This window comes from Clostridium sulfidigenes (genome assembly GCF_052067195.1).
In the GTDB taxonomy this organism is placed as follows: domain Bacteria; phylum Bacillota; class Clostridia; order Clostridiales; family Clostridiaceae; genus Clostridium_J; species Clostridium_J sulfidigenes.
This window is the reverse complement of record NZ_JBQHQR010000008.1, coordinates 20,555-43,944: the sequence shown is the minus strand read 5'-3', so window position 1 is coordinate 43,944 and position 23,390 is coordinate 20,555. Positions and strand designations below refer to the sequence as shown.

At 30.1% G+C, this 23,390-nt stretch carries 16 protein-coding genes; 15 read left to right on the top strand and 1 reads right to left on the bottom strand.

Annotation, left to right across the window (positions count from 1 at the left end):
- Positions 1–17 precede the first annotated feature (17 nt).
- From pheT to ACTNBA_RS10820, 11 genes are all read left to right on the top strand, one after another.
- Positions 18–2,396, top strand: a complete 2,379-nt coding sequence (pheT, locus tag ACTNBA_RS10870) for a phenylalanine--tRNA ligase subunit beta (RefSeq protein WP_441074039.1) — start codon at positions 18–20, stop codon at positions 2,394–2,396.
- 335 nt (positions 2,397–2,731) lie between these two features.
- Complete coding sequence (locus ACTNBA_RS10865) at positions 2,732–3,334, top strand: cell division protein ZapA (protein WP_346866733.1); 603 nt, start codon at positions 2,732–2,734, stop codon at positions 3,332–3,334.
- 166 nt (positions 3,335–3,500) lie between these two features.
- The gene (locus ACTNBA_RS10860) at positions 3,501–4,493 is read left to right on the top strand and encodes a glycosyltransferase family 4 protein (protein ID WP_441074038.1); all 993 of its coding nucleotides are present in this window, start codon (positions 3,501–3,503) and stop codon (positions 4,491–4,493) included.
- A gap of 176 nt (positions 4,494–4,669) precedes the next feature.
- A complete protein-coding gene (locus tag ACTNBA_RS10855) occupies positions 4,670–7,036 on the top strand; it encodes a U32 family peptidase (protein ID WP_441074037.1) in 2,367 nt (788 codons plus the stop codon).
- A 17-nt stretch (positions 7,037–7,053) separates the two neighbouring features.
- Positions 7,054–9,420 (top strand): endonuclease MutS2, encoded by a 2,367-nt coding sequence (locus ACTNBA_RS10850; protein WP_441074036.1) that lies wholly within the window; start codon positions 7,054–7,056, stop codon positions 9,418–9,420.
- 24 nt (positions 9,421–9,444) lie between these two features.
- A complete protein-coding gene (locus ACTNBA_RS10845) occupies positions 9,445–9,918 on the top strand; it encodes a 2-thiouracil desulfurase family protein (RefSeq protein WP_346886263.1) in 474 nt (157 codons plus the stop codon).
- 23 nt (positions 9,919–9,941) lie between these two features.
- On the top strand, positions 9,942–10,964 hold the full coding sequence (locus tag ACTNBA_RS10840; RefSeq protein WP_441074035.1) for an alpha-hydroxy-acid oxidizing protein: 1,023 nt from the start codon (positions 9,942–9,944) through the stop codon (positions 10,962–10,964).
- A 250-nt stretch (positions 10,965–11,214) separates the two neighbouring features.
- The gene (locus ACTNBA_RS10835; RefSeq protein ID WP_441074034.1) at positions 11,215–12,111 is read left to right on the top strand and encodes a phosphate butyryltransferase; all 897 of its coding nucleotides are present in this window, start codon (positions 11,215–11,217) and stop codon (positions 12,109–12,111) included.
- Positions 12,112–12,187: 76 nt separating this feature from the next.
- Positions 12,188–13,954, top strand: coding sequence for an indolepyruvate ferredoxin oxidoreductase subunit alpha (gene iorA / locus ACTNBA_RS10830; protein ID WP_441074032.1), 1,767 nt, complete (start codon positions 12,188–12,190; stop codon positions 13,952–13,954).
- 1 nt (position 13,955) lies between these two features.
- The gene (locus ACTNBA_RS10825) at positions 13,956–14,531 is read left to right on the top strand and encodes an indolepyruvate oxidoreductase subunit beta (RefSeq protein ID WP_441074030.1); all 576 of its coding nucleotides are present in this window, start codon (positions 13,956–13,958) and stop codon (positions 14,529–14,531) included.
- 271 nt (positions 14,532–14,802) lie between these two features.
- The gene (locus ACTNBA_RS10820; protein WP_441074028.1) at positions 14,803–15,663 is read left to right on the top strand and encodes a hypothetical protein; all 861 of its coding nucleotides are present in this window, start codon (positions 14,803–14,805) and stop codon (positions 15,661–15,663) included.
- A gap of 104 nt (positions 15,664–15,767) precedes the next feature.
- Here ACTNBA_RS10820 and ACTNBA_RS10815 read toward each other — a convergent pair whose 3' ends face one another.
- Entirely contained in the window at positions 15,768–17,258 is a 1,491-nt protein-coding gene (locus ACTNBA_RS10815; RefSeq protein WP_150844493.1) for an aminotransferase class I/II-fold pyridoxal phosphate-dependent enzyme, read from the bottom strand.
- Between the two features lie 382 nt (positions 17,259–17,640).
- Here ACTNBA_RS10815 and ACTNBA_RS10810 point away from each other — a divergent pair, with 382 nt between their 5' ends.
- From ACTNBA_RS10810 to ACTNBA_RS10795, 4 genes are all read left to right on the top strand, one after another.
- Complete coding sequence (locus ACTNBA_RS10810; protein WP_441074027.1) at positions 17,641–18,702, top strand: tetratricopeptide repeat protein; 1,062 nt, start codon at positions 17,641–17,643, stop codon at positions 18,700–18,702.
- Positions 18,703–18,885: 183 nt separating this feature from the next.
- On the top strand, positions 18,886–20,727 hold the full coding sequence (locus ACTNBA_RS10805) for a polysaccharide biosynthesis protein (RefSeq protein WP_441074025.1): 1,842 nt from the start codon (positions 18,886–18,888) through the stop codon (positions 20,725–20,727).
- A gap of 51 nt (positions 20,728–20,778) precedes the next feature.
- Positions 20,779–22,095, top strand: a complete 1,317-nt coding sequence (locus ACTNBA_RS10800) for a nucleotide sugar dehydrogenase (protein ID WP_441074023.1) — start codon at positions 20,779–20,781, stop codon at positions 22,093–22,095.
- A gap of 71 nt (positions 22,096–22,166) precedes the next feature.
- Complete coding sequence (locus ACTNBA_RS10795; protein ID WP_441074021.1) at positions 22,167–23,366, top strand: glycosyltransferase; 1,200 nt, start codon at positions 22,167–22,169, stop codon at positions 23,364–23,366.
- Positions 23,367–23,390: the final 24 nt, after the last annotated feature.

Here is a 23,390-nt window from a genome sequence, read left to right as displayed (position 1 = left end):
ATATAAGGAGGAAGATTATGAAGTATCCAGTTAAATGGTTAAAAGACTATGTTGATATAAATGTTTCCCCTGTAGAACTTGCAGATGCATTAAATCTTTCAGGGTCTCATGTTGAAGAGGTTATACTTACAGGAGATGAAATTTCTAATGTAGTTACAGGAAAGATAACAAAAATAGAAAGACATCCAGATGCAGAAAAACTAGTTGTATGTGCAGTGGATATTAACAAAGAGGAAGAAATACAAATAGTAACTGCTGCTACAAATATGAAGGAGCAGGATATTATTCCAGTAGCACTACATGGAGCAACGCTACATGGAGGACTTAAGATTAAGAAAGGTAAATTAAGAGGAGTAGTGTCAAACGGTATGTTCTGCTCAGAAGAAGAGCTTGGAATTGCTGGAGATGAGCCAGTACATGGACTTATGATATTACCTAAAGATACACCTGTTGGAGTAGATATCAAGTCTGTAATACCTCTTGAAAGTGCTATTATTGACTTTGAAATTACTTCTAATAGAGCAGATTGCTTTAGTATAATTGGAATGGCAAGAGAAGCAGCCGCTACTTTAGGATTAACTTATAAAATGCCAAATCTTAAATATAGTGAAGAAGATAAAACAAGTATAGTTGATAATTACAAAGTAGAAATCAAGAGCCCACTATGTAGAAGATATATGGCTAAAGGAATTTCCAATATAAACATTCAGCCATCACCACAGTGGATGCAGGAAAGATTATTAGAAGCTGATGTAAGACCTATCAATAATATTGTAGATATAACAAACTTTGTTATGTTAGAGCTAGGTCAACCATTACATGCCTTTGATGCTAGAGATATAGTATCTAATACTATAGTCGTTGATACTGGAAAAGATGGAGAAAAATTTGTTACTTTAGACGAAGAGGAAAGAACTATAGATAGTTCTATGCTTTGTATAAAGGATGGGGATAAAACTGTAGGACTTGCAGGAGTTATGGGAGGATTAAACTCAGAGGTTAAAGAAGATACTTCTATGATAGTCCTAGAAAGTGCAAATTTTAATGGTCTTAATATAAGAAATACATCTAAAAAGTTAGGACTTAGAACAGAAGCTTCAACTAAATTTGAGAAGGATTTAGATCCAAACCTATGTAAGTTAGCTATAGATAGAGTATGTGCCCTAGTGGAAGAATTAGGTGCAGGTAAGGTTATGACTGGGGTTATAGATATATATAATGAAGTTAAAGAACCTCATACCTTAGAAGTAGATAGTAACTGGGTTAATAGATTTTTAGGTAGCAATATATCAAAAGAAGATATGAAAAGATATTTAGATGGATTAGATTTGACTACTGAAATTAAAGGTGATGTTTTAGTTGTTAATTGTCCAACATTTAGAAGTGATCTAAATATAAAAGAGGATATAGCAGAGGAAATCGCTAGAATTCATGGATATAATAATTTTGAATCTACCCTTCCTCATTGTGAGGCTATAAAGTCTGGAAAATCAGATAAGCATAAGCTAGAAGATAAAATAATAGAAGCTTTAGTAGCTAGTGGAATAAATCAATCTATAAGTTATTCCTTTGTAAGTAATAAAATTTTTGATAAACTTTTAATTCCACAAGATAGTGAACTTAGAAATGTAGTTGAAATTAGAAATCCTCTAGGAGAAGATTTCAAGGTTATGAGAACTACTACTCTTGCATCAATGATGGAATCTTTAGCTAGAAACTATGTAAAGAGTAATGAAAGTGCAATGCTTTTTGAAATAGGTAAAGTATATATAAAAAATACTGATGAAGAGAAGTTGCCAGAAGAAAGAAATACTCTAACCTTAGGAATGTATGGAGCGGGAGATTATTTAGAACTTAAAGGTGTGGTAGAAAATGTACTAGATGCTTTAGGAATAGATAATGGAATTTTTATTAGAGAAAGTGAGAACCCTAGCTTCCATCCAGGGAAAACTGCTGCATTAAAACTTAGAAATAAAATTTCAGGGGTTTTAGGTGAAATTCATCCAGATGTAAGTGAAAATTATGGTATAGATACAAGATGTTTTGTTGCTGAATTAAATTTAGATATGTTAATGGAATGTGCTAAGATAGACAAAAAACATAAAGCACTTCCTAAATTCCCAGCAGTAACAAGAGATATTGCAGTTTTAGTAGATGATAGAGTTCTAGTACAAGAGATAGAAGACACTATTAAAAAGCAAGGTGGCGGCATCTTAGAAAGTGCTAAACTATTTGATGTTTATAAAGGAAGCCAAATTCCAGAAGGTAAGAAGAGCATAGCTTATGCTATAACCTATAGACATGCAGATAAAACTTTAACTGATACTGAAGTAAATAAGGTTCATGATAAGATTTTAAGAAGCTTAGAGCATAAGTTAGGTGCAGAATTAAGATAATTATTAATTACAATAAGTAGGTGTAAATTTACATCTACTTATTTTTTTATGGAGTTTTCTATAAAATGAATAGTTTACAATTTTAAATAGATTATAATTATAGTGAACACGGTGAAAAGCAAAAGCAATGCGTTTCAACATGGTAAAATATTACAATATAATTATAAAATATGTACGATAATATACTATATTTATATTTAATTAAGTTTTATGAAACATATTGTTGACAAGTATTTGGAATATTTATTAAATACCTTATTTAATAAATAGCTAATATATGTTAAAATGATTATAAGTTTATGCAGATGTAAATTTATAATTAAGAGGGTGTTTATGTGAGCATTATAACAGTTAAGATAAATGGAATGGAATATAACCTTAGAGGAGAAGAAAATGATGAATATCTACAAATGGTTGCTCAATATGTAGATAATAAAATAAATAGTCTAATGTTTAAGAATTCTAAAATAAGTCGTCCTGATGCTACTATTCTTGCAGCAATTAATTTAGGAGATGAGGTTTTTAAAAATAAAGAGGCCTGTGAAAGGGCAAATGAAAATTATAAAATGATTGCAAAGGAACAAAAAAATCTTATTTCCGAAGTAGAAGGACTAAAAAGAGATTTACAGGCTGCAAAAAAAGAAAATGAAGACTTAAGAAAAGTTAACACTTCGGATAAAGATGAAGAGATAGGAAAGCTAAAGGATGAGGTTACATATCTTAAAGAACAATTAGAACTTATGGACCAAGTTGTTCAAGAGTTAAAAAAGGATAATAAAAAACAAATGACCTTTAACAAAAAGCTTCTATCTGAAAATAATAATTTAAGATATGACCAAATAGCTAGAGTAAGACAGCTAGAGAAACTTAGTCATGAGATTGAGGATAAAAATCTTCAGCTTATGAAAAATGGACAAGTCAATGTAAGAAAAAAGTAAAAGTTTAGGTGATAATATTATTTTTATATATTATCACTTATTTTTTATTTTAGGATAATTAGCTATATTTATGAATTAAATATAATTTTATTCTTTAATATTGTGATAATTAAAATTTTACAGGCATAGGTATTAGGTAAAACCATAATTCTTAGGGGGATTATACATGAAAGTTTTGCTGTGTGCTAGAAGTAATTATATAAATTTAAGTTCAGGAGATACTACTATAATATTTAAAATATACACTTTTTTAAAAGAGAAAGGGGTTAAGGTAGATATATGTGGAGCCAATGAGGAGGCTAATTATGATGATTATGATATAGTACATCTTTTTGATATTAAAAATATATTTGATGCTTATAAACATTTTAAATTAGCTAGTAATAGTAAATGTAGTATAGTAGTATCACCGATGTATTTTAATATGGAGAAGTTTTTCGAATATAGTAATAATATGGAACGAAAAAATCTATGGAATAATTGCAAAGCTTATAAGGAATTAATTTTGAAGAAGAGTAAAATCATATTTTGCAATAGTATATACGAAAAGTCTTTAATAACCAGGGATTTCACTACAAAGGGAGATATTAAAGTTGTTTATAATGGAGTAGATATAAATTATGATGAAGTTCCTTTATATAATTTTAAGGAGAGATATAATTTAGATAATTATATATTGTGCGTAGGAAGAATTTGTGAAGTGAAAAACCAATTAGAATTGAGCAAGATATGTAATGAAATAGGAGTAGACTTAGTTCTAGTTGGAACGGCATCAGAGGAGCGTTACTTAAAAGAATGTTTAGCTTATCCTACTACCCATTATTTAGGATTTATGAATGACTATGATTTGTATAATGCATACACTTTTTCTAGTGCTCACGTATTAGCTAGTTTTTCAGAAGTTACAAGTTTATCATCCCTTAAGGCAGCAGCTTATGGATGTAACATAGTGGTTACGGAGGAAGGGGCTTCAAAGGAATATTTTAAGGATATGGCAATATATTGTGATCCTTATAATCATAATAGTATAAAATTAGCAGTAGAGAAAAGTAGGGTAAAAAGAAAAAATAATAAACTAAAAGAATATATAAGATATAATTATAACTTGAAGAATATGTTAGAAGGCATATATGAGGGATATTTAAAATTGATGAATTAAGATGTATAGGGGCTAACCAATAAAAAGGTATTAGCTCCTATTATTTTTTACAGTTTGTAACAAAGAGAATTGTGATATAATAATCCATGAGAAGTAAAAAATAAGTACTAATAAAATAAGTATGACTTTTTTAATATAGAATAAAGACATTTCTTATTGATAGGAGTTGAGAACATATGGATAAAATAGAATTATTAGCGCCAGGTGGAAGTAAAGAAAGTATCTATGCTGCTGTTCAAGGTGGTGCAGATGCTATATATATGGGCGGGAGTAAGTTTTCTGCTAGAGCCTATGCAAATAATTTTAATGAAGAAGAATTAATAGAAGTAGTGAATTATTGTCATTTATATAATGTTAAAGTATATATAGCCTTTAATACTGTGATAAAAGAAGAAGAGTTAGGTGAAGCTTTAGAATATGGGAAGTTTTTATATGAAATTGGTGTAGATGCTATTATAACTCAAGATATGGGATTATTTAAAATTATAAAAGAAGCTATACCAGATTTTGAAATTCATGCATCCACACAAATGACTATACATAATGGAGAAGGGGCTATATTTTTAAAGAATGAGGGCTTTCAAAGAATAGTTTTATCAAGGGAACTAAGTCTAGATGAAATAAGATATATTTCAAAGGACTTAGATATAGAAACAGAAATATTTGTCCATGGAGCATTATGTATAAGTTATTCTGGACAATGTCTTATGAGTAGTATCATAGGAGGAAGAAGCGGAAATAGAGGAAGATGTGCACAGCCTTGTAGATTACCTTATACTATAATAAAAAAATCTAGTGGAGAAAATAAGGAAGGATATTTATTAAGTCCAAAGGATACTTGTACTATAGATGAAATTAAAAGTTTAATTGAAAGTGGGACTTCATCATTAAAAATAGAAGGTAGAATGAAAAAGCCTGAATATGTAAGTGGTGTTGTAACTACCTATAGAGAAGCTATAGATAGTGTGTATCATAACAAAAGTTTTGAGATAGCACCTAAAAAGGCCATACTAAATCAATTATTTAATAGAGAAGGGTTTTCCAAGGCATATCTTAGAGGAAACATTGGAAGAGACATGATGGCATATAATTGCCCCAAAAATACAGGAGTATTTTTAGGCACCGTTGAAAAAGATTTAACCATACAGCTTCAAAAGGATATAAAAGCTCAGGATGGAGTTAGAACTGATAATAGTGGATTTACAATCACAAATATTTTAAAGGGGAAAGAAAAGGTAAAAGAGGCCTTTAAAGGCGAAAAAGTGAAGCTTATGCCTACTAAATATAAGGTTGGAGATAAAGTATATGTAACTTCAGACACTGAACTTTTAACTAAACTTCAAAAAAATTATGAAGATATTTATGGTGTGAAGTTACCCTTAACTATAAAGGTTAGATTCGCTCCAGGAGAAAGATTTTATTTATCTACGGTTTATAAGGAAAAAGAATTTGAAGTCTATGGAGAAAATGTAGAGGTTGCAGCTAATAAGCCTATGGATAAGGAAGCTATAATTAAAAATCTCAATAAGTTAGGGGATACTCCTTTTAAATTAGAAAACATTGAATTTGAAACCTTTGAAGAAGGATTTTTAAGGGTATCATCTATAAATAGTGTAAGACGTGAGCTTATTGAAGATATAATGAAGTATGTTAAAATTCGTGATAAACGGCATGTGGAAGAAAAGGCTTATAAAGAATTTAATAGGAATTCTAAAGAAGCTAAAGATACATTTAATGATGAGTATCTAATATGCGTTAAAACTCTAGAACAATTAAAAAGTGTATTAAGTTTTATAGGTGAAAATCCAGATATAGATCCAGCTATAGGAGTAGATTTATTTAAAAAGGGTGAAGGTTTTAATTTAGAAGGAGTAGATTATGAAAATTTATATATGATTGTTCCTAATATAATAAAAAGTGAATTTAATTTAGTTACTGAAGCTATAGAAAAGAATATTTCTAAAATTAAGGGGTTAATTACAGCTAATTTAGGTATAATAAATGTGTTTAAAAACAGGCTTAACATAATTGGAGATTATAAGTTAAATATTTTAAATAGTGAAAGCTATGATTTTTATAACAGATTTACAGATATATCAGCTTTAAGCGTAGAACTTAATAATAAAGAAATGTTCTCTCTAGCTAAAAATATTAAAACTCCAGTGCAAGTAGTAGTTTATGGTAAGTATGAACTTATGGTAAGTGAATACTGTGTAATTGGCAGTACCTTTGGTGATAAGAGCTCTACTTCAAACTGTAATTTCAGATGTGACAAGGATAAGTTTGTATTAAGAGATAGGATGAATGAAGAGTTTCTAGTTACTACAGATAAATATTGTAGAAGCCATATATATAATACATTACCTGTAAACATAGTTCCATTCATTAAGGAATTAAGGAAAAATAATATTAACAATTATAGAGTTGACTTTATAGATGAAGATTATAATCAGGTTTTAAAGGTGATGAAATATATATTTAAATATGAAGATGTAGATTTAGGGAAAACTACAAAAGGACATTATAAGAGGGGAATTGAATAGAAAGTAGGGGATAAGAAATGAATGAAAAGACCTTTAAAGTACTTGAATATTATAAAATCAAGGAAATATTAAAAAAGTATACAGTTACAAAAGCTGGTAAAGATTTAATTGATAATCTGAAACCATATAACAATCTCTATGAAATCAAAGAGCATTTAGAGGAGACTAAGGAAGCATTAATTTTATTAACTACAAAAAGTGCACCACCCTTTGAAGGAATATATGATGTTAGGGAAGCGCTTTTAAGAGCTAAGAAAAATTCTACACTTATGCCAGTAGAATTACTTAGAATTGGTAATATGCTTAAAAGTTCTAGAAATTTTAAGGAATATGTACAGAGTAAGGACGAGGAAACAACTTATAGAGTTTTGGAAGATATAATAGCAGGTATAGTTCCCTTTAAGAATATTGAAGATGAAATCTTTAGAGCTATTATTGGAGAGGATGAAATTGCAGATAGAGCTAGTGAAACTTTATTTATAATTAGAAAGAAACTAAAAGATAAAAGTTCTTCCATTAAAGACAGAGTTAACAGCATGGTTAGGACCTACTCTAAATATCTTCAAGAAAGTCTTTATACTGTAAGAGGAGATAGATATGTACTTCCTGTAAGATCTGAGTACAAAGAACAGGTTAAGGGTTTGATCCATGACCAGAGTGGTACAGGTGCTACATTATTTATAGAGCCTATGGGACTAGTAGATCTTAATAATGAAATAAGAGAACTTAGAAATAAAGAAAAGGCAGAAATAAATAGAATTCTTAAGGAACTTACCTTAAAAATTGCAGGCAATATTGATGTTATAGAGAATAATGGAAGTATTATATGGGAATTAGATTTTATATTTGCAAAAGCTAAATATGCCAATGAATTAAATTGTATATGTCCAGAGGTAAATGATAAAGGAATTATAGATTTAATAGAGGCTAGGCATCCTTTAATAGACCAAAAGGTAGTAGTACCAAGCACTATTTATCTTGGTAGAGAGTTTACTTCTTTAGTTATTACAGGTCCTAATACAGGAGGTAAAACTGTAACACTAAAAACTGTAGGTTTAATAGAGCTTATGGCAATGAGTGGAATGATGATTCCTGCAAGAGTAGGTTCAGCTGTTAGTGTATTCTCAAATATATTTGCTGATATTGGTGATGAACAAAGTATAGAGCAAAGTTTATCTACTTTCTCATCTCATATGACTAATATAGTAAATATTATTAATGAAGCAGATGAAAATACTTTAGCACTTTTTGATGAGCTTGGTTCAGGGACAGATCCAACGGAGGGTGCAGCTCTTGCTATGAGTATTTTGGATAACTTAAGGGATAGAAATACAAAAATAGTAGCAACTACCCATTATAGTGAACTTAAGGGTTATGCTTTAAAAACTGTTGGAGTAGAAAATGGCTCTGTAGAATTCGATGTTGAAACTTTAAGACCAACTTATAATTTGCTTATAGGTGTGCCAGGTAAATCTAATGCCTTTGAAATATCAAGAAGGCTTGGTCTTCCAGAGTATATTATAAATAGTGCTAAAGAAAATATTTCCACAGAGAGCTTAAAGTTTGAAGAGTTAATACAAAATCTTCAGCAAAAGAGCATTAAAGCAGAAAATGATGCTAGGAAGGCAGAAGGTTTAAAAGCAGAAGCAGAAAAATTAAAAAATAAATATGAAGAAAAGTTATATAAGTTCGAAAATGTTAGAGAAAAAGCTATCTATGAAGCACAACGAGAGGCTAAAGAGCTTATAAAAGCTTCTAAGGAAGAAGCTGATTCCATTGTTAAAAACATAAGAGAACTTGAAAAGTTAGGTTATTCTTCAGAAGCAAGAACTAAAATAGAGAATGAAAGAAAGAAGATAAAGGATTCTCTTGATAACATGGAAGAAAAATTAAGTAAAAAAGACGAGCCTAAGGGAGAAGGATTAACTTCTGTAACTCAAGGACAGGAGGTATATCTTCCATCTTTAAATCAAAATGTTATAGTAGTATCCGAGGTGGATAATAAGGGAGAAGTTCAAGTTCAAGCTGGAATAATGAAAATCTCTGTAAAGCTTAAGGATTTAAGGAAGGGAAAAATATCTAGTGAAGATAAGAAAAAAGCTAAGGTTCAAAGAAGAGAAGCTAAGCTTAATCTAAAAGCAGTATCATCTTCAGTAGACTTAAGGGGTATGGATTCTCAAGAGGCTATTTATACCACAGATAAGTATTTAGATGAAGCTTATCTTGGTGGTCTCGGCGAAGTTACAGTAATTCATGGTAAAGGAACAGGAGTACTTAAGAGTTCTATCACTGATTTATTAAAACATCATCCCCATGTTAAAAGCTATAGACTTGGTAATTATGGAGAAGGTGGAACAGGAGTTACTGTGGTTGAGTTAAAGTAATACTAGAGTATAGGGGTTGACGAAATGATTTTAGTAAGTGGATGTCTTTGTGGTATTAACTGCAAATATGACGGTAACAATAATTTAAATGAAAAAGTTCTTGAACTTTTAAGACAAGGAAAGGCTATACCAGTATGTCCAGAGCAACTTGGAGGACAGGCGACTCCTAGAGAGGCTCATGAGGTTGTAAATGGTGATGGTGCTATGGTTTTAGATGGAAAATGTAGGGTTTTGGGAAGAGATGTAAGTGATGATGTAACTGCTGAATTTATTAAAGGTGCAGAGGAAACATTAAATATAGCTAGAGAGTTAAAAATTGATGCAGCTATTTTAAAGGCAAGGAGTCCATCTTGTGGAAAAGGAATTATATATGATGGTACTTTTTCAGGTGGTAAAAAAACGGGTAATGGAGTAACTGCAGAGCTTTTAATTAGAAATAATATAAAGATTTATACTGAAGATGAATTAGATAAATTCTTTGAGGAAAATAATATTTAAGTTTATAGTTAGGTGGGGATTTTATGAATTATAGTGATGTTAGAAAAGAAGCTAGAGTTAATTTAAATAATAGTTGTAAAGTATGTAATGTATGTAATGGAATTGTTTGTGCAGGAGAAGTCCCAGGTATGGGTGGAAAAGGTACTGGAAATGCATTTACAGAAAACATTAAAGCTCTTGAAAGATATAAGCTTAATATGCGCGTAATTCACGATGCTAAGGATCCAGATACAGCTATTGAGATTTTTGGTAAGAAGTTAGATATACCAGTTTTTGCAGCTCCAGTTTCAGGAACTACTCTTAACATGGGTGGAAAGTATTCTGAAGAAGAGTATATTTCTTGGGTTATTGGAGGTACTTTAGATGCAGGTATATACCCAATGGTAGGAGATACAGCAGTAGATACATTTTTAACAACTAATTTAAAAGTGTTAAAGGAGTTTAATGGTGAAGGTATTGTATTTATAAAACCATGGGAAAATAAAAATATAATTGAAAAGATAAAATTAGCTGAGGAGTCAGGAGCATTTGCCCTAGGCGTGGATATAGATGCCTGTGGACTTATAACTTTAGCTCTTCATGGGAAGCCAGTAATGCCTAAAGGAGTAAAGGAGATAAAGGAATTAGTTAATAGTACTAAACTTCCATTTATACTAAAGGGAATTATGACAGTAGATGAAGCATTACTTGCAGTAGAAGCAGGTGTAGATGCTATAGTAGTTTCTAACCATGGAGGTAGAGTTTTAGATGAAACTCCAGGTGTAGCAGATGTTCTAGAAGATATAGCAAAAGCAGTAAAGGGTAAAGTTAAGATTTTAGCTGATGGAGGAGTAAGAACAGGAGTAGATGTACTTAAATTCTTAGCCCTTGGTGCAGATGCTGTATTAATAGGAAGGCCTTTTGTAACTGCATCCTTTGGTGGTAAAAGAGATGGTGTAAAAACTTATGTTAATGGATTAAAGGGAGAGTTAAAATCTGCTATGGTACTTACGGGATGTAAAGATGTAGATAGTATAGATAAGAGAATTATATTCCAAAGAAAATAATCGAATAAGTAAAGTTTTTTAAAGTAATAAAAATTTTTAATAGATATCTTAAATTGTATAATTTAAGATATCTATTTTTGTTAATTTTAAATAAAAAATACACTATTACACTTTAGCAGTTAAAATTGACTCAGAAAGGATTACACATTATACTTAAAAGTAAGAAAATATAAAATATTATAAAAAAAGTGTTGGATATCTACTACTTATTTCAATTTTTTTAGTAAACCTATACATAAGGAGTGAAAATATGGTTAAAAGTTTAGAAGAATTGTTAGAATTAGCAAAGAAAAAAGAAAAGAAAACTATGGCAGTAGCAGTAGCACAAGACAATGTTGTTCTAGAGGCAGTGATAAAGGCAGTGGACATGGGTATCATAAATGCTATATTAGTTGGAAATGAAGATGAAATTAAAACTATAGCAAAAGATTCTAATATAGACTTATCTAGAGTAAGAATAATTAATGAGTGCGACATAACTAAGGCTGCAGCAAAGGCTGTGGAATTGGTTACAAAGGGCGAGGCTAATTATGTAATGAAAGGATTACTTGGAACTTCAGATTTATTAAAAGCCGTACTTAATAAGGAAGCAAATCTAAGAACAAATAATCTGCTATCTCATGTAATGGTATATGATGTAAAGTCTTATGATAAGCTATTACTTCTTACCGATGGAGGAATGGTGCCATATCCAGAATTAAAAGACAAAATAGGAATATTAAAGAATGCAGTAACAGTGGCAAAAGCACTAGAGATAGATATGCCAAAGGTAGCACCAATTTGTGCTGTAGAAGTGATTAATCCATCAATGCAGGCAACTTTAGATGCAGCAGCTCTTTCAGCAATGAATAAGAGAGGACAAATTAGAGGTTGCATAATAGATGGTCCACTGGGACTTGATAACGCTATATCTAAGGAAGCGGCTCACCACAAAGGAATTGTAAGTGATGTAGCAGGAGAAGTGGATATACTTCTTGTACCTAACATTGAAGCTGGAAACTTCCTAGGAAAGTCTATGACTTATTTTGCTGGTGCTGAAAGTGCTGGAGTAATTGTAGGTGCAAAATGCCCTGTAGTATTGGTTTCTAGAGCCGATAGTGCAAAATCCAAGCTTTATTCAATAGCATTAGGTAGTATTTTAGGGTAAACAATTATTGGGGAATAATTGAAGTAGGATAGTTAATTAATTATTAAAAGATAAATTGTAATGGGGGAATGTGAATATGAAAAAGGTTATAATGACTGGTAATGAAGCCATCGCTAGAGGTGCCTATGAAGCTGGATGTCATGTAGCATCAGCTTATCCAGGAACACCTAGTACAGAAATATTAGAGAACTTTGCATTATATGAAGGTGTATATGCAGAATGGGCACCAAATGAAAAGGTTGGTTTTGAAGTAGCATCAGGTGCATCTATTGGAGGAGCAAGAGTGCTTACTACAATGAAGCATGTAGGACTTAATGTGGCTGCTGACCCATTATTTACTATGGCATATGAAGGAGTTAACGGAGGTTTTGTAGTTGTAACTGCTGATGATCCAGGAATGCACTCTTCTCAAAATGAGCAAGATAACAGATTTTATGCTCCTCATGCTAAGGTTGCAATGGTTGAGCCATCAAACTCACAAGAATGCATTGACTATATGAAGGAAGCATATGAAATAAGTGAAAAATTTGATACATTAGTTTTATTTAGAGTTACAACTAGAATTTCACACTCTAAAACAGTAGTAGGGGTTGGAGATAAACAAGCTGTAGAAGTGAAGCCATATGAAAAAAATATTAAAAAATATATAATGACTCCAGGTCATTCAAAAATTAAACACTATGAAGTAGAAGAGAGATTAGAGAAGCTAAGACAATATTCTAATACTACAAAGCTTAATAGAATGGAAATGGGCAATACAAAGATAGGGATAATTACTAGTGGTATTTCTTATGAATATTGTAGAGAAGTTTTTGGAGATAATGCATCATACTTAAAGATAGGTTTCTCTTACCCATTACCAGATGAAATGATTAAAGAGTTTGCATCTAAGGTAGAAAAATTATATGTAGTAGAAGAGAATGATCCATACTTAGAAAATTCAGTTAAAGCTTTAGGAATTAGCTGCATAGGTAAGGAAGTTATTCCTATATGTGAAGAACTAAATCCAGACATTATTAGAAGAGGTATTTTAGGAGAAGAAAATAAAATAACTTATACAGCAGATACTAATCCACCTTCTAGACCACCAGTACTATGTCCAGGATGTCCTCACAGAGGAATATTCTATGCAGTATCAAAATATAAGGATGTAATAGCTTCTGGAGATATTGGATGCTATACCCTTGGTATGAATGCACCACTTAGTGTAACTGACACTGTAATTTGCATGGGTGCTTCTATATCAGCTGGTGTAGGAATGGAAAGAGCTAGTATAGTAGCTAATAGAGAAGATAAAAAGGTATTTGCATTTATTGGAGATTCAACGTTCTTCCATTCAGGAGTAACTGGATTAATTGAAAGTGTTTATAACAATACACCGATAGTAACTGTAATTCTTGATAACAGAATCACAGGAATGACAGGTCACCAAGAAAATCCAGGAACAGGTAGAACCCTTCAAAATAGAGAAGCTCCAATGGTAGATATTGAAGCTTTAGTCCTTGCATGTGGTATTAAAAAGGAAAATATAAAGGTAGTAGATCCATATAAAATAGAAGAAACTTCAAAGGCTGTAAAAGAAGCTCATGATAGCACAGAACCTTTTGTAATTATTACAAAACAACCTTGTGCTTTAATAAAAGACGTATTGAAGAAAAGAGCTAACTTAAAGTGTAAAGTTGATGCAGAAAAATGTAAGAAGTGTAAAATGTGCTTAAAAACAGGATGTCCAGCATTGAAATTCCAAAATGGTGTAGTGGAAATAGATGAAAGCATGTGTAATGGTTGTGAAATATGTAAGCAAGTTTGTCCATTTGATGCTATAGAAAAGGTTGGTGAATAATATGAAGGAAGTAAAAAATATATTATTTATAGGTGTAGGAGGACAAGGAACTATCCTAGCTTCAAAAATATTATCTGAAGGCTTATTAAGAAATGGCTATGATGTTAAAATGTCTGAGGTTCATGGAATGGCTCAAAGAGGAGGAAGTGTTACTACTCAAGTTAGATTTGGAGAAAAAGTATATTCTCCTTTGATAGAAAAAGGAAAAGCTGATGCCATAGTTGCTTTTGAAAAAAGTGAAGCACTAAGAGCACTACCTTATTTAAAAGAAGGTGGACATTTAATAGTAAATGATTATGAAATTCATCCTGTACCAGTACTAATAGGACTAGAAAAATATCCAGAGGGTGTAAATGAGGCACTAAGATCTACAGCAGAAAATACAGTTATAATTAAAGCTGCAGAAATTGCAAAAGATCTAGGTAATATGAAAGCACAAAACGTTGTATTACTAGGAGCGTTACTTAAAGCCCTAGATATAAAGGAAGTAAATTGGGAAGAGGTTGTAGCTTCATTAGTGCCAGCAAAGGCTGTAGAGTTAAATAAGAAAGCTTTAGTTGCAGGAATGGAAGTATAGAGGAAAATCAGAAGAGTTAATTTCATGGTTGAAGCTTGTTCATTATAAGGTTTAGAATAAGTTTCTATAAAATATTAGCTTTACTCTATTATATAGAGGTAAAGCTAATATTTTTTATATAAGCAATAAATTTATATGATTTTCATTATTTTCTGATATAATATATTATAATAAAAGTCTGAAAAGTAGATCTAATGATAATAAGAATATATTAAGTTTAGTGGTTACTATTCATAATTATATAAGTAAAATTACTATGGGAGGATAATTAATGGGAATATACAAAGCACCAAATTCAGAAGAAAAAAAAGCTATAAAAAAATATAGTAAGTTATTTGAAGATATTAAGGTATCTGAGCCAGCGCTATTTTTGGGAAATACATACAAAGAGGTAATATTTGAAAAGAAAGGTATTGCCAGCTTAATTGGTAAGAAAAAGGGATATATATATATTGATGCAAATAATAAAGTAGTAGAAGATGAGAAAACAATAATGAGACTAGGAAGAATATTCTTTTTCATGGAAGCATTCTTAAATGATGATAATGGTAGTATAATTAAGGCTCTTCAAAATGAAGAAGAAGTAGAAAAAAATAAAACTGATTTGGAATTAATGATGAAAGGCTTTGAAATCATTGAGAAAATGAATAAAAAATATGATATTGAACATAAGGAAGTTGAAAAGGTTAAAGATATATTATCAAAACTAATAGAACTTAGAGCTAAAACTAACTTGAAATTACAAGATTTTCTCAAGGTAGTACAGGAAGAAACATCAAAACAGAAATACTTTGATGAAAATATTATTGAAGCATGTATGCCAGCATATAAAGAAGTGATGGCATGTAATTATGAAAAGGTGATACTCATAGCTAAAGGAGCTTCAAGTTATAATTGCTTAAAAAAGGCTGCAGAGAAAGTAAGGAAAAAATATACTATAAGATTTAATATATCTTATACAGATCCATTAATGAAGGTAAACTATATGATGGGTTATTTTGAAAGTTTAATTAGAGCTTATGAAAGCATTATTAACATGTCTTATAATCAGTATTTAAAAAGTATAGTAAATTCAGGAAAAACCAATGCTGAATTTAAATTATTAGAGTTAAGAAATAAGAAAAAAAATTAACAAAGCAATACAATTAAAGATTAATAAAAATAATTAAAGGTATGTATCTGAGAGATATCATACCTTTAATTATTATAATTTATATAGTATAAAATTCACATTTATTATTCAACGTTAATAAATACTGCATCCTCATCTTTAACTACATTTATATACTCAACTTCAGGATCTTCAGTACCTTGAACATAAAGACCAGTATCTTTTAGTTGTTGTACATAATCTACAATTTCTTGTGTGATTTTTTCTCCTGGGCATAGTACAGGTATTCCTGGTGGATAAGCCATTAGGAATTCACCACTAATCATGCCTACGCTATTTTTAATTCTAACAGAAGTTTTAACGCTGTTGAAGGCTTCGTTAGGAATTTGAATTTGCTCAGGAATGGAAGGGATGTCTATGAAGTCTGCTTTAGCAGTACCCTTGCCATAATAGTCATCACTGATTTCTCTCAAAGCTCTTAAAAGTCTTTCCATGCCCTCTTCAGTATCGCCAAAGGAACCTACAATAAGGACATTATATAAATCTGAAAGTTCCATTTGAATATGATACTTGTTTGCTAAAATCATATCCAAATCATAACCAGTTATACCTAAATCTCTGCAAGTTATTGTAATTTTAGTTGGATCAAATGCATATGCTCCAGGAACTCCTAAGATTTCTTCACCAAAGCAATAGAAACCAGGAATTTTATTAACTTCATCTCTAACATAATTAGAAAGTTCTATTGTTTTATCTAGTAATTCTTCTCCATCCAATGCAATTTGTCTTCTAGCAGTATCTAATGAAGCCATTAGAATATAAGAAGGCGAAGTTGTATGCATTAAGTTTAAAACCTGTTTTACCCTTGGAATACTTACTCTTTTAGAGTTAACTTGAAGTAGAGATCCTTGAGTTAAAGCACCAATAATTTTATGAGTACTTTGAGCACAAATATCAGCACCAGCTTCCATGGCAGACATAGGTAAATTTTTATTAAAGTTTAAATGTGGTCCATGAGCCTCATCAACTATTAAAGGAATATCATATTCATGAACGATATCAGCAATTTGCTGAATGTCTGTAGATACACCATAATAGGTTGGATTGATTATAAGAACAGCTTTAGCATCCTTATTAGCTTCCAATGTAGTTCTTACTGTTTCAGGTGTAACTCCATTTGCAATTCCTATCTTTTTATCTAACTCAGGTTGCATATATACAGGGATAGCACCAGCTAAGATAATTCCTCCAGTAATGGATTTATGAACATTCCTAGGAATTATTATTTTGTCCCCAGCACCCACTACAGAAAGAATCATTGCTTGAATAGCGCCGGATGTTCCATGAACAGAGAAAAAGCATGCATCTGAACCGTAGGCATCAGCAGCTAATTCTTGAGCTTTTTTTATAGGACCTGTTGGATGATGATAACTATCTACTAGTTTAAAAACTGTAACGTCAATCTTAAACGGATTTTCGCCCATGAAGTTTTTAAAATCTATGTCTACTCCAACACCTTTTTTATGCCCAGGAACATGGAATGGAAGAGTGTCTCTATTCACATATTCCATTAAGGCATCAAATAATGGGGTTTCATTTTGGTTTAACTTATACAATTCCATACCCTCTTTCTAATTTATAAAGTATAGAGATATCAATAATATAATTTAATGACCTCCCTATAATAATTTTACTCCAAATATAATATTTATAAAGTTATAAAACAAATTTATTATAGAATAATATTAGTATCAATGCAATAAGATTTTAGTTTATAATTAAATATTTATAATGTTTTACTTATTATATGAGTTATAAGATTATAAATGTATAATAAAGCATATAAATTTTATGTGCTTATTAAATTGTGTTATATAAAACATGAAAAAATTACGAAAATATTACTTTATACAAAAAACAGATGATTAAAAATAAAATAAATGGTAATATAGTTTAGTGGAATAAATTAAAAAATATAGAATAGTAAGAAGGTGCATTATGAGTAATGAAAATTATTTTTTAGAAAAACTTGAGAAAATGCTATTTCTTGAAATAAAAAAAGGTAGCAAAATAAATGAATATGTATTTAAAGATAATATATATCTACCAGTAAATTCAGATAAAATAGTTTCCAAAACTAAAGAAGGAGATGATTTATCTAATATTCCTGTTAATTTTTTTATAGAGGGAATTTTTTATGCACTAGGAGCAGATAAAAACTTTAAATTTAATCATGTATATAAGGAAATAATAAAATCCATTCCTAATAGCGTTAATTATATAAAAGGAAAAATATTTGAGAATATTAAAAATGAAAAGTATGAAGATGGATATATATTATTAAAAGGATTATTGGAAGTTGAAATTACGACAGATAATTTAAATAAAGCTTTTATTTTAATTGATGGAATGAGAAAAAATAATCTTGTATTTAAAGAAGAGATTATTAAACTTATTGAAATTGGAAAAGGGATTAAGGATTATCCACAACCCTATTATTATTCGGCCTTAGTAAGTTATGAAGATAAAGATTTTGAAAAAGCTTATTTTAATATTAAACAATATATATCATTGGGGGGAAATGTCAGTGAAGAGGTTGAGGTATTAAAAGAGAATCTAGATATAATCAATTCTTTTGATAAGGGTAAAGAACTTGTATATGAAGAGCCAAAGAAGGCGTTAGAAGTATTATTACCACTAATAGATGTATTAGGGGATAGTGCTGAGATATTTTATTATATTGCAGTTTCTTATAGAATTTTACAAAACTATGAAAAAGCTATATACTATTTAAATGAAGCATTATCTATAGATAGTAACTATGTTCAGGTGTTTAATGAACTGGGAATAAACTATGCTTGCTTGAATGATTTTGAAAGTGCAATTAAGTATTTAAGGAAAGTATTTGAAGTTACCAAATCTATAGAGGTATGCACTAATTTAATAATGTGTTATATAAATATTAAGGATTTTAATCAAGCAAAAATACATTTAGATATAGCTAAAAAATTAGATCCAGAGGATGAAATTGTAAAGGAACTTGAAGAGACATTAGGATAATCAAATGAATAAGAACGTATCAATATAATAATATAAATAATTAAATAACATTTTATGAATAACTTTGAATGGAATTGTGTTTATATGTAAAAAACAGTATAATAACTGTGATAAACTTTTGAAATCTGCTGTTAAAACACATTGACCTATTTGATTACCATAATTGATTTAGGAAGTGAAATTATGAAAAAAGAAAATAAAATTATAGTTTTAGATGTAATTCTTGTCGTAATAAGTTTGTATTTGGCTTTGCTTCTAAAATTTGACTTTAGGATTCAACCTGATTATATAGAGTTTTTTTTACTATCAATAATTCCAGTTGTAGTATTAACTATTATATTTAACGTTATATTCAAGTTGTATAGTAATATTTGGAAATATGCATCTGTTGAGGAGTTATTATCTATAGTCTATTCTATGACAGCTTCTAATATAGCATTTATAATATATGGATATTTTATAAGTCATACCATGTTAAAAAGTAGATTTTTCAGATTCCCTATTACAGTTCATATTATATTTTGGTTATTAAGCGTCATAAGCTTAGGTGGAGTTAGATTTTTATATAGAATCATGGAGAATAATGGGACAGATAAAGGGCAATTTAATAAAATAAAGAACTTATTAATTATAGGTGCGGGAGATGCTGGAGCTATACTCATAAAAGAAATAAAAAATAATAGTACCTTGCACTATAAAATTGTAGGTTTGATTGATGACAATGTTAATAAGATAGGTAAGAGAATTCATGGAGTAAAGGTTATAGGAGATAGAAATAAGATTATATCCTTTTGCAAGCAAAATAAAGTTGATGAAATAATGCTTGCAATGCCATCGGTAGATAAGAATACTAAGAAAGAAATTTTAGACATATGTAAGCAGGTAACAAAAAATATTAAAACCATGCCAGGTATTTATAAAATTATTGATGATAACATAAATGTAAATCATATGAGAGATGTGAACATTGATGATTTATTAGGAAGAGAATCAATAAAACTAAAATCAGAGCACATAGATAGATATATAAAAAATAAAACAATACTAGTTACTGGTGGTGGTGGGAGTATTGGGTCTGAAATTATTCGACAAATAGCAAAATTCTCACCTAAGAAAATAATAATTCTGGATATATATGAGAATAATGCCTATGATTTAGAAATGGAATTTAACAGAAACTATCCAGAAATAAATAAACAAGTAATTATTGCATCTGTAAGAGATAGGATAAGAATAGATCAAATATTTCACGATCACAAACCAGATGTGGTATTCCATGCAGCAGCCCATAAACATGTACCTCTAATGGAGGGAAATGCGGGGGATGCTATTAAAAATAATATTTTAGGTACATATAATGTAGCTAAATGCTGTGATAAATATAATGTTAAAAAGTTTGTTTTAATTAGTACAGATAAGGCAGTAAATCCAACTAATGTAATGGGAGCCACTAAAAGATTTTGTGAACTTATAATTCAAGCTTTTAATGAAGTTAGTAAAACAGATTATGTGGCAGTTAGATTTGGAAATGTTCTTGGAAGTAATGGTTCAGTAATACCACTATTTAAAAAGCAAATTGAAAAGGGTGGACCAGTGACAGTAACCCATCCAGAAATAACAAGGTTCTTTATGACTATTCCTGAGGCAGCTCAATTAGTTATTCAAGCTGGTGGTCTTGCAGATGGTGGAGAGATATTTGTATTAGATATGGGTAAACCGGTTAAAATGGTTGATTTAGCAAGAGATTTAATAACACTATCTGGATACAAGCCAGATGTAGATATTAAAATAGAATATGTGGGATTAAGACCAGGTGAAAAGTTGTATGAAGAGCTTTTAATGGATGAAGTAGCACTTACATCTACAGAGCACAATAAAATTTTTGTAGAAAAACCTAAAGATGCTACTATAGAATTTATTGAAGAAGCTATAAAACAGTTTAGAAATGTAGATAATATGACTAAAGAGGAAATAATAAAATTGCTTGAAGAGAAAGTTCCTACATATAAAAGAAAGAAAGACTAAGATATGTAACGAATTGTGTAATGTAGTAAATTACTAATGGGAGGAACAATTATGAGTCAATTAAAGGAAGATTTATTATTAAAATTAAAGAATAAAACAGCTAAACTAGGTGTAGTAGGTCTTGGATATGTAGGACTTCCTCTAGCAGTAGAAAAAGCTAAGGCGGGATATGAAGTTATAGGATTTGATGTTCAAGATAAAAAAGTTGCTATGGTTAACAATGGAGAAAATTATATAGGTGATATAGTAGATAATGACTTATCAGACCTTGTTAAAGCAGGTAAGCTAAAAGCAACTACGAATTTTAGTTTCATAGAAGAAGTAGATACAGTATGTATAGCTGTACCAACACCTCTTGATCTTTATAAACAGCCGGACTTATCCTATGTAATTAACTCAACAAAAGATGTAGCAAAATACTTAAAGCGAGGAATGCTTATAGTTCTTGAGAGCACAACCTATCCTGGAACAACGGATGAAGTTATAAAACCAATTCTTGAAGAAAGTGGATTAAAATGCGGAGAGGATTTCTTTTTAGCATTTTCACCAGAAAGAGTAGATCCCGGTAATAAGGAATATAACACTAAAAATACACCTAAGGTTGTAGGTGGATGTACACCAGAGTGTACTGAGGTTGCAGGAACTTTATACAGATGTGTATTAGATGGAGAAATTATGGAGGTATCTTCACCAGCAGTAGCTGAGATGGAAAAAATTCTTGAAAATACCTTTAGAAATATAAATATAGCCTTAGCTAATGAAATGGCAATATTGTGTAAGAGGATGGGAATTGATGTTTGGGAAGTTATTGAAGCTGCAAAAACTAAGCCTTATGGATTTATGCCATTCTATCCAGGTCCAGGTCTTGGTGGACACTGTATACCATTAGATCCATTCTACTTAGAGTGGAAGGCTAAAGAGTATGATTATCATACAAAACTTATAGAGACTTCAGGTATAATTAATGATTCTATGCCAGAATTTGTAGTTGAGAATGTAATGAAGCTTTTAAACGGACATAAAAAGGCATTAAATGGTGCAAAAGTACTTGTTATGGGTGCGGCATATAAAAAAGATATAGATGATATGAGAGAGTCACCAACATTGAAAGTCCTTGAGATATTAGATAAAAATGGTGCGAACATAATGATTAATGATCCATATATTCCGTCTTTTAAACATAAAGGTATTGAATATATATCAGTAGATTGGGAAAAAGAAATTGATAATGCTGATATAGTAATCATCACTACAGATCACAGTTGTTACGACTATGAATTGATGGTTGAAAAGGCTAAGCTCCTTTATGATACAAGAAATGCAACAAAGAATGTTAAAAAAAATAGAGATAAAATAAATAAACTTTAATATATTTAGGTATTAGATTTAGATACAGTACAAAAAAGTACTGTATCTAAAAATTATGAGGAGAATTACTTATGAATGTATTGATAATATCACATATGTATCCTAATAGTTTTAATGAAAATAATGGTATATTTATACATAAGCAAGTTGAAGCAATGCTAGAAGAATTTCCAGATATAAATGTGAAGGTTGTATCACCGGTGCCATATACCCCATTTTTATTATCATTAGTTTCAGATAAATATAAGGGATATTATAATATCCCAAAGAAAGCTGTTTGGGATGGAATAGAAGTATATTATCCAAGAGCTATATTTTTACCTAGAAATATAGATTTTAAATCAGATGGAAATAGAATTTATAAAGGAATAAAAAAGACAGTAGAAAAGATATATGAGAATTTTAAGTTTGATATAATTCATGCCCATGTAGCTCTGCCAGATGGGTATGGAGCTATGTTGTTAAATAAGTCTTATAATAAACCTTTGTTTGTAACTATTCATGGTCAAGATATGAACTATACGGTTAACTTTAGCAAGGCATGTAGAGATAATGTAATGAAAGTTTTAGAAGCTTCATATAAGTGTATTTTTGTAAGCAATAAGCTAAAGAATGATGCACTTAAATATTCTGAGTCGGGAAAAAACTATGTGGTAATTCCTAATGGAGTAAATGAAAAAGATATTTTAGTTGATAAAAATAAGCAAATACAAGAAGAATTTAAGAATAAAAAATATATTTTGACAGCAGGAAATCTTATTCAGACTAAAGGAATTAATTATATTATAGAGGCTTTTGCTAAAATTCATGGAAAATATGAAGAGTTAGTTTTAGTCATTGTTGGACAAGGACAAGAAATAGAGAATTTAAAAGAGCTTGTTAGGAATAGAGGCGTTGAGGATAAGGTGATTTTTAAAGGTAAAATACCTCATAAAGAATTAATGCAATATATGAATCAATGTTACTTTTTTGTTCTTCCAAGTTACAAAGAGGGATTTGGTGTAGTATATATTGAAGCAATGGCTCAAGAGAAAGTTGTCATTGGTTGTAAAGGGCAAGGCATAGAGGATGTAATTGAAGATAACATAGATGGATTATTAGTGAATCCAAGAGATGTAGAAGATTTAGTAGTAAAGATGGAATATATAATAAATAATGAGGACAAAAGAGAGCATATGGCATTATTAGCTAAGAAAAAGGTTATGACTAAATTTACTTGGAAGAGAAGTGCTATAAGTCTAAAAGAAAAATATTTAGAGGCGTGTAAGTAAAAGAGAAGAGGTGGAATATATAGC

Bases quoted from the DNA above. Each gene is read 5' to 3' on its own strand.
- ACTNBA_RS10805 (WP_441074025.1), top strand. From the start codon at position 18,886: ATGAAAAAAGAAAATAAAATTATAGTTTTAGATGTAATTCTTGTCGTA.
- ACTNBA_RS10850 (WP_441074036.1), top strand. From the start codon at position 7,054: ATGAATGAAAAGACCTTTAAAGTACTTGAATATTATAAAATCAAGGAA.
- ACTNBA_RS10860 (WP_441074038.1), top strand. From the start codon at position 3,501: ATGAAAGTTTTGCTGTGTGCTAGAAGTAATTATATAAATTTAAGTTCA.
- ACTNBA_RS10800 (WP_441074023.1), top strand. From the start codon at position 20,779: ATGAGTCAATTAAAGGAAGATTTATTATTAAAATTAAAGAATAAAACA.
- ACTNBA_RS10810 (WP_441074027.1), top strand. From the start codon at position 17,641: ATGAGTAATGAAAATTATTTTTTAGAAAAACTTGAGAAAATGCTATTT.
- iorA (WP_441074032.1), top strand. From the start codon at position 12,188: ATGAAAAAGGTTATAATGACTGGTAATGAAGCCATCGCTAGAGGTGCC.
- ACTNBA_RS10840 (WP_441074035.1), top strand. From the start codon at position 9,942: ATGAATTATAGTGATGTTAGAAAAGAAGCTAGAGTTAATTTAAATAAT.
- pheT (WP_441074039.1), top strand. From the start codon at position 18: ATGAAGTATCCAGTTAAATGGTTAAAAGACTATGTTGATATAAATGTT.
- ACTNBA_RS10820 (WP_441074028.1), top strand. From the start codon at position 14,803: ATGGGAATATACAAAGCACCAAATTCAGAAGAAAAAAAAGCTATAAAA.
- ACTNBA_RS10855 (WP_441074037.1), top strand. From the start codon at position 4,670: ATGGATAAAATAGAATTATTAGCGCCAGGTGGAAGTAAAGAAAGTATC.
- ACTNBA_RS10845 (WP_346886263.1), top strand. From the start codon at position 9,445: ATGATTTTAGTAAGTGGATGTCTTTGTGGTATTAACTGCAAATATGAC.
- ACTNBA_RS10835 (WP_441074034.1), top strand. From the start codon at position 11,215: ATGGTTAAAAGTTTAGAAGAATTGTTAGAATTAGCAAAGAAAAAAGAA.
- ACTNBA_RS10795 (WP_441074021.1), top strand. From the start codon at position 22,167: ATGAATGTATTGATAATATCACATATGTATCCTAATAGTTTTAATGAA.
- ACTNBA_RS10825 (WP_441074030.1), top strand. From the start codon at position 13,956: ATGAAGGAAGTAAAAAATATATTATTTATAGGTGTAGGAGGACAAGGA.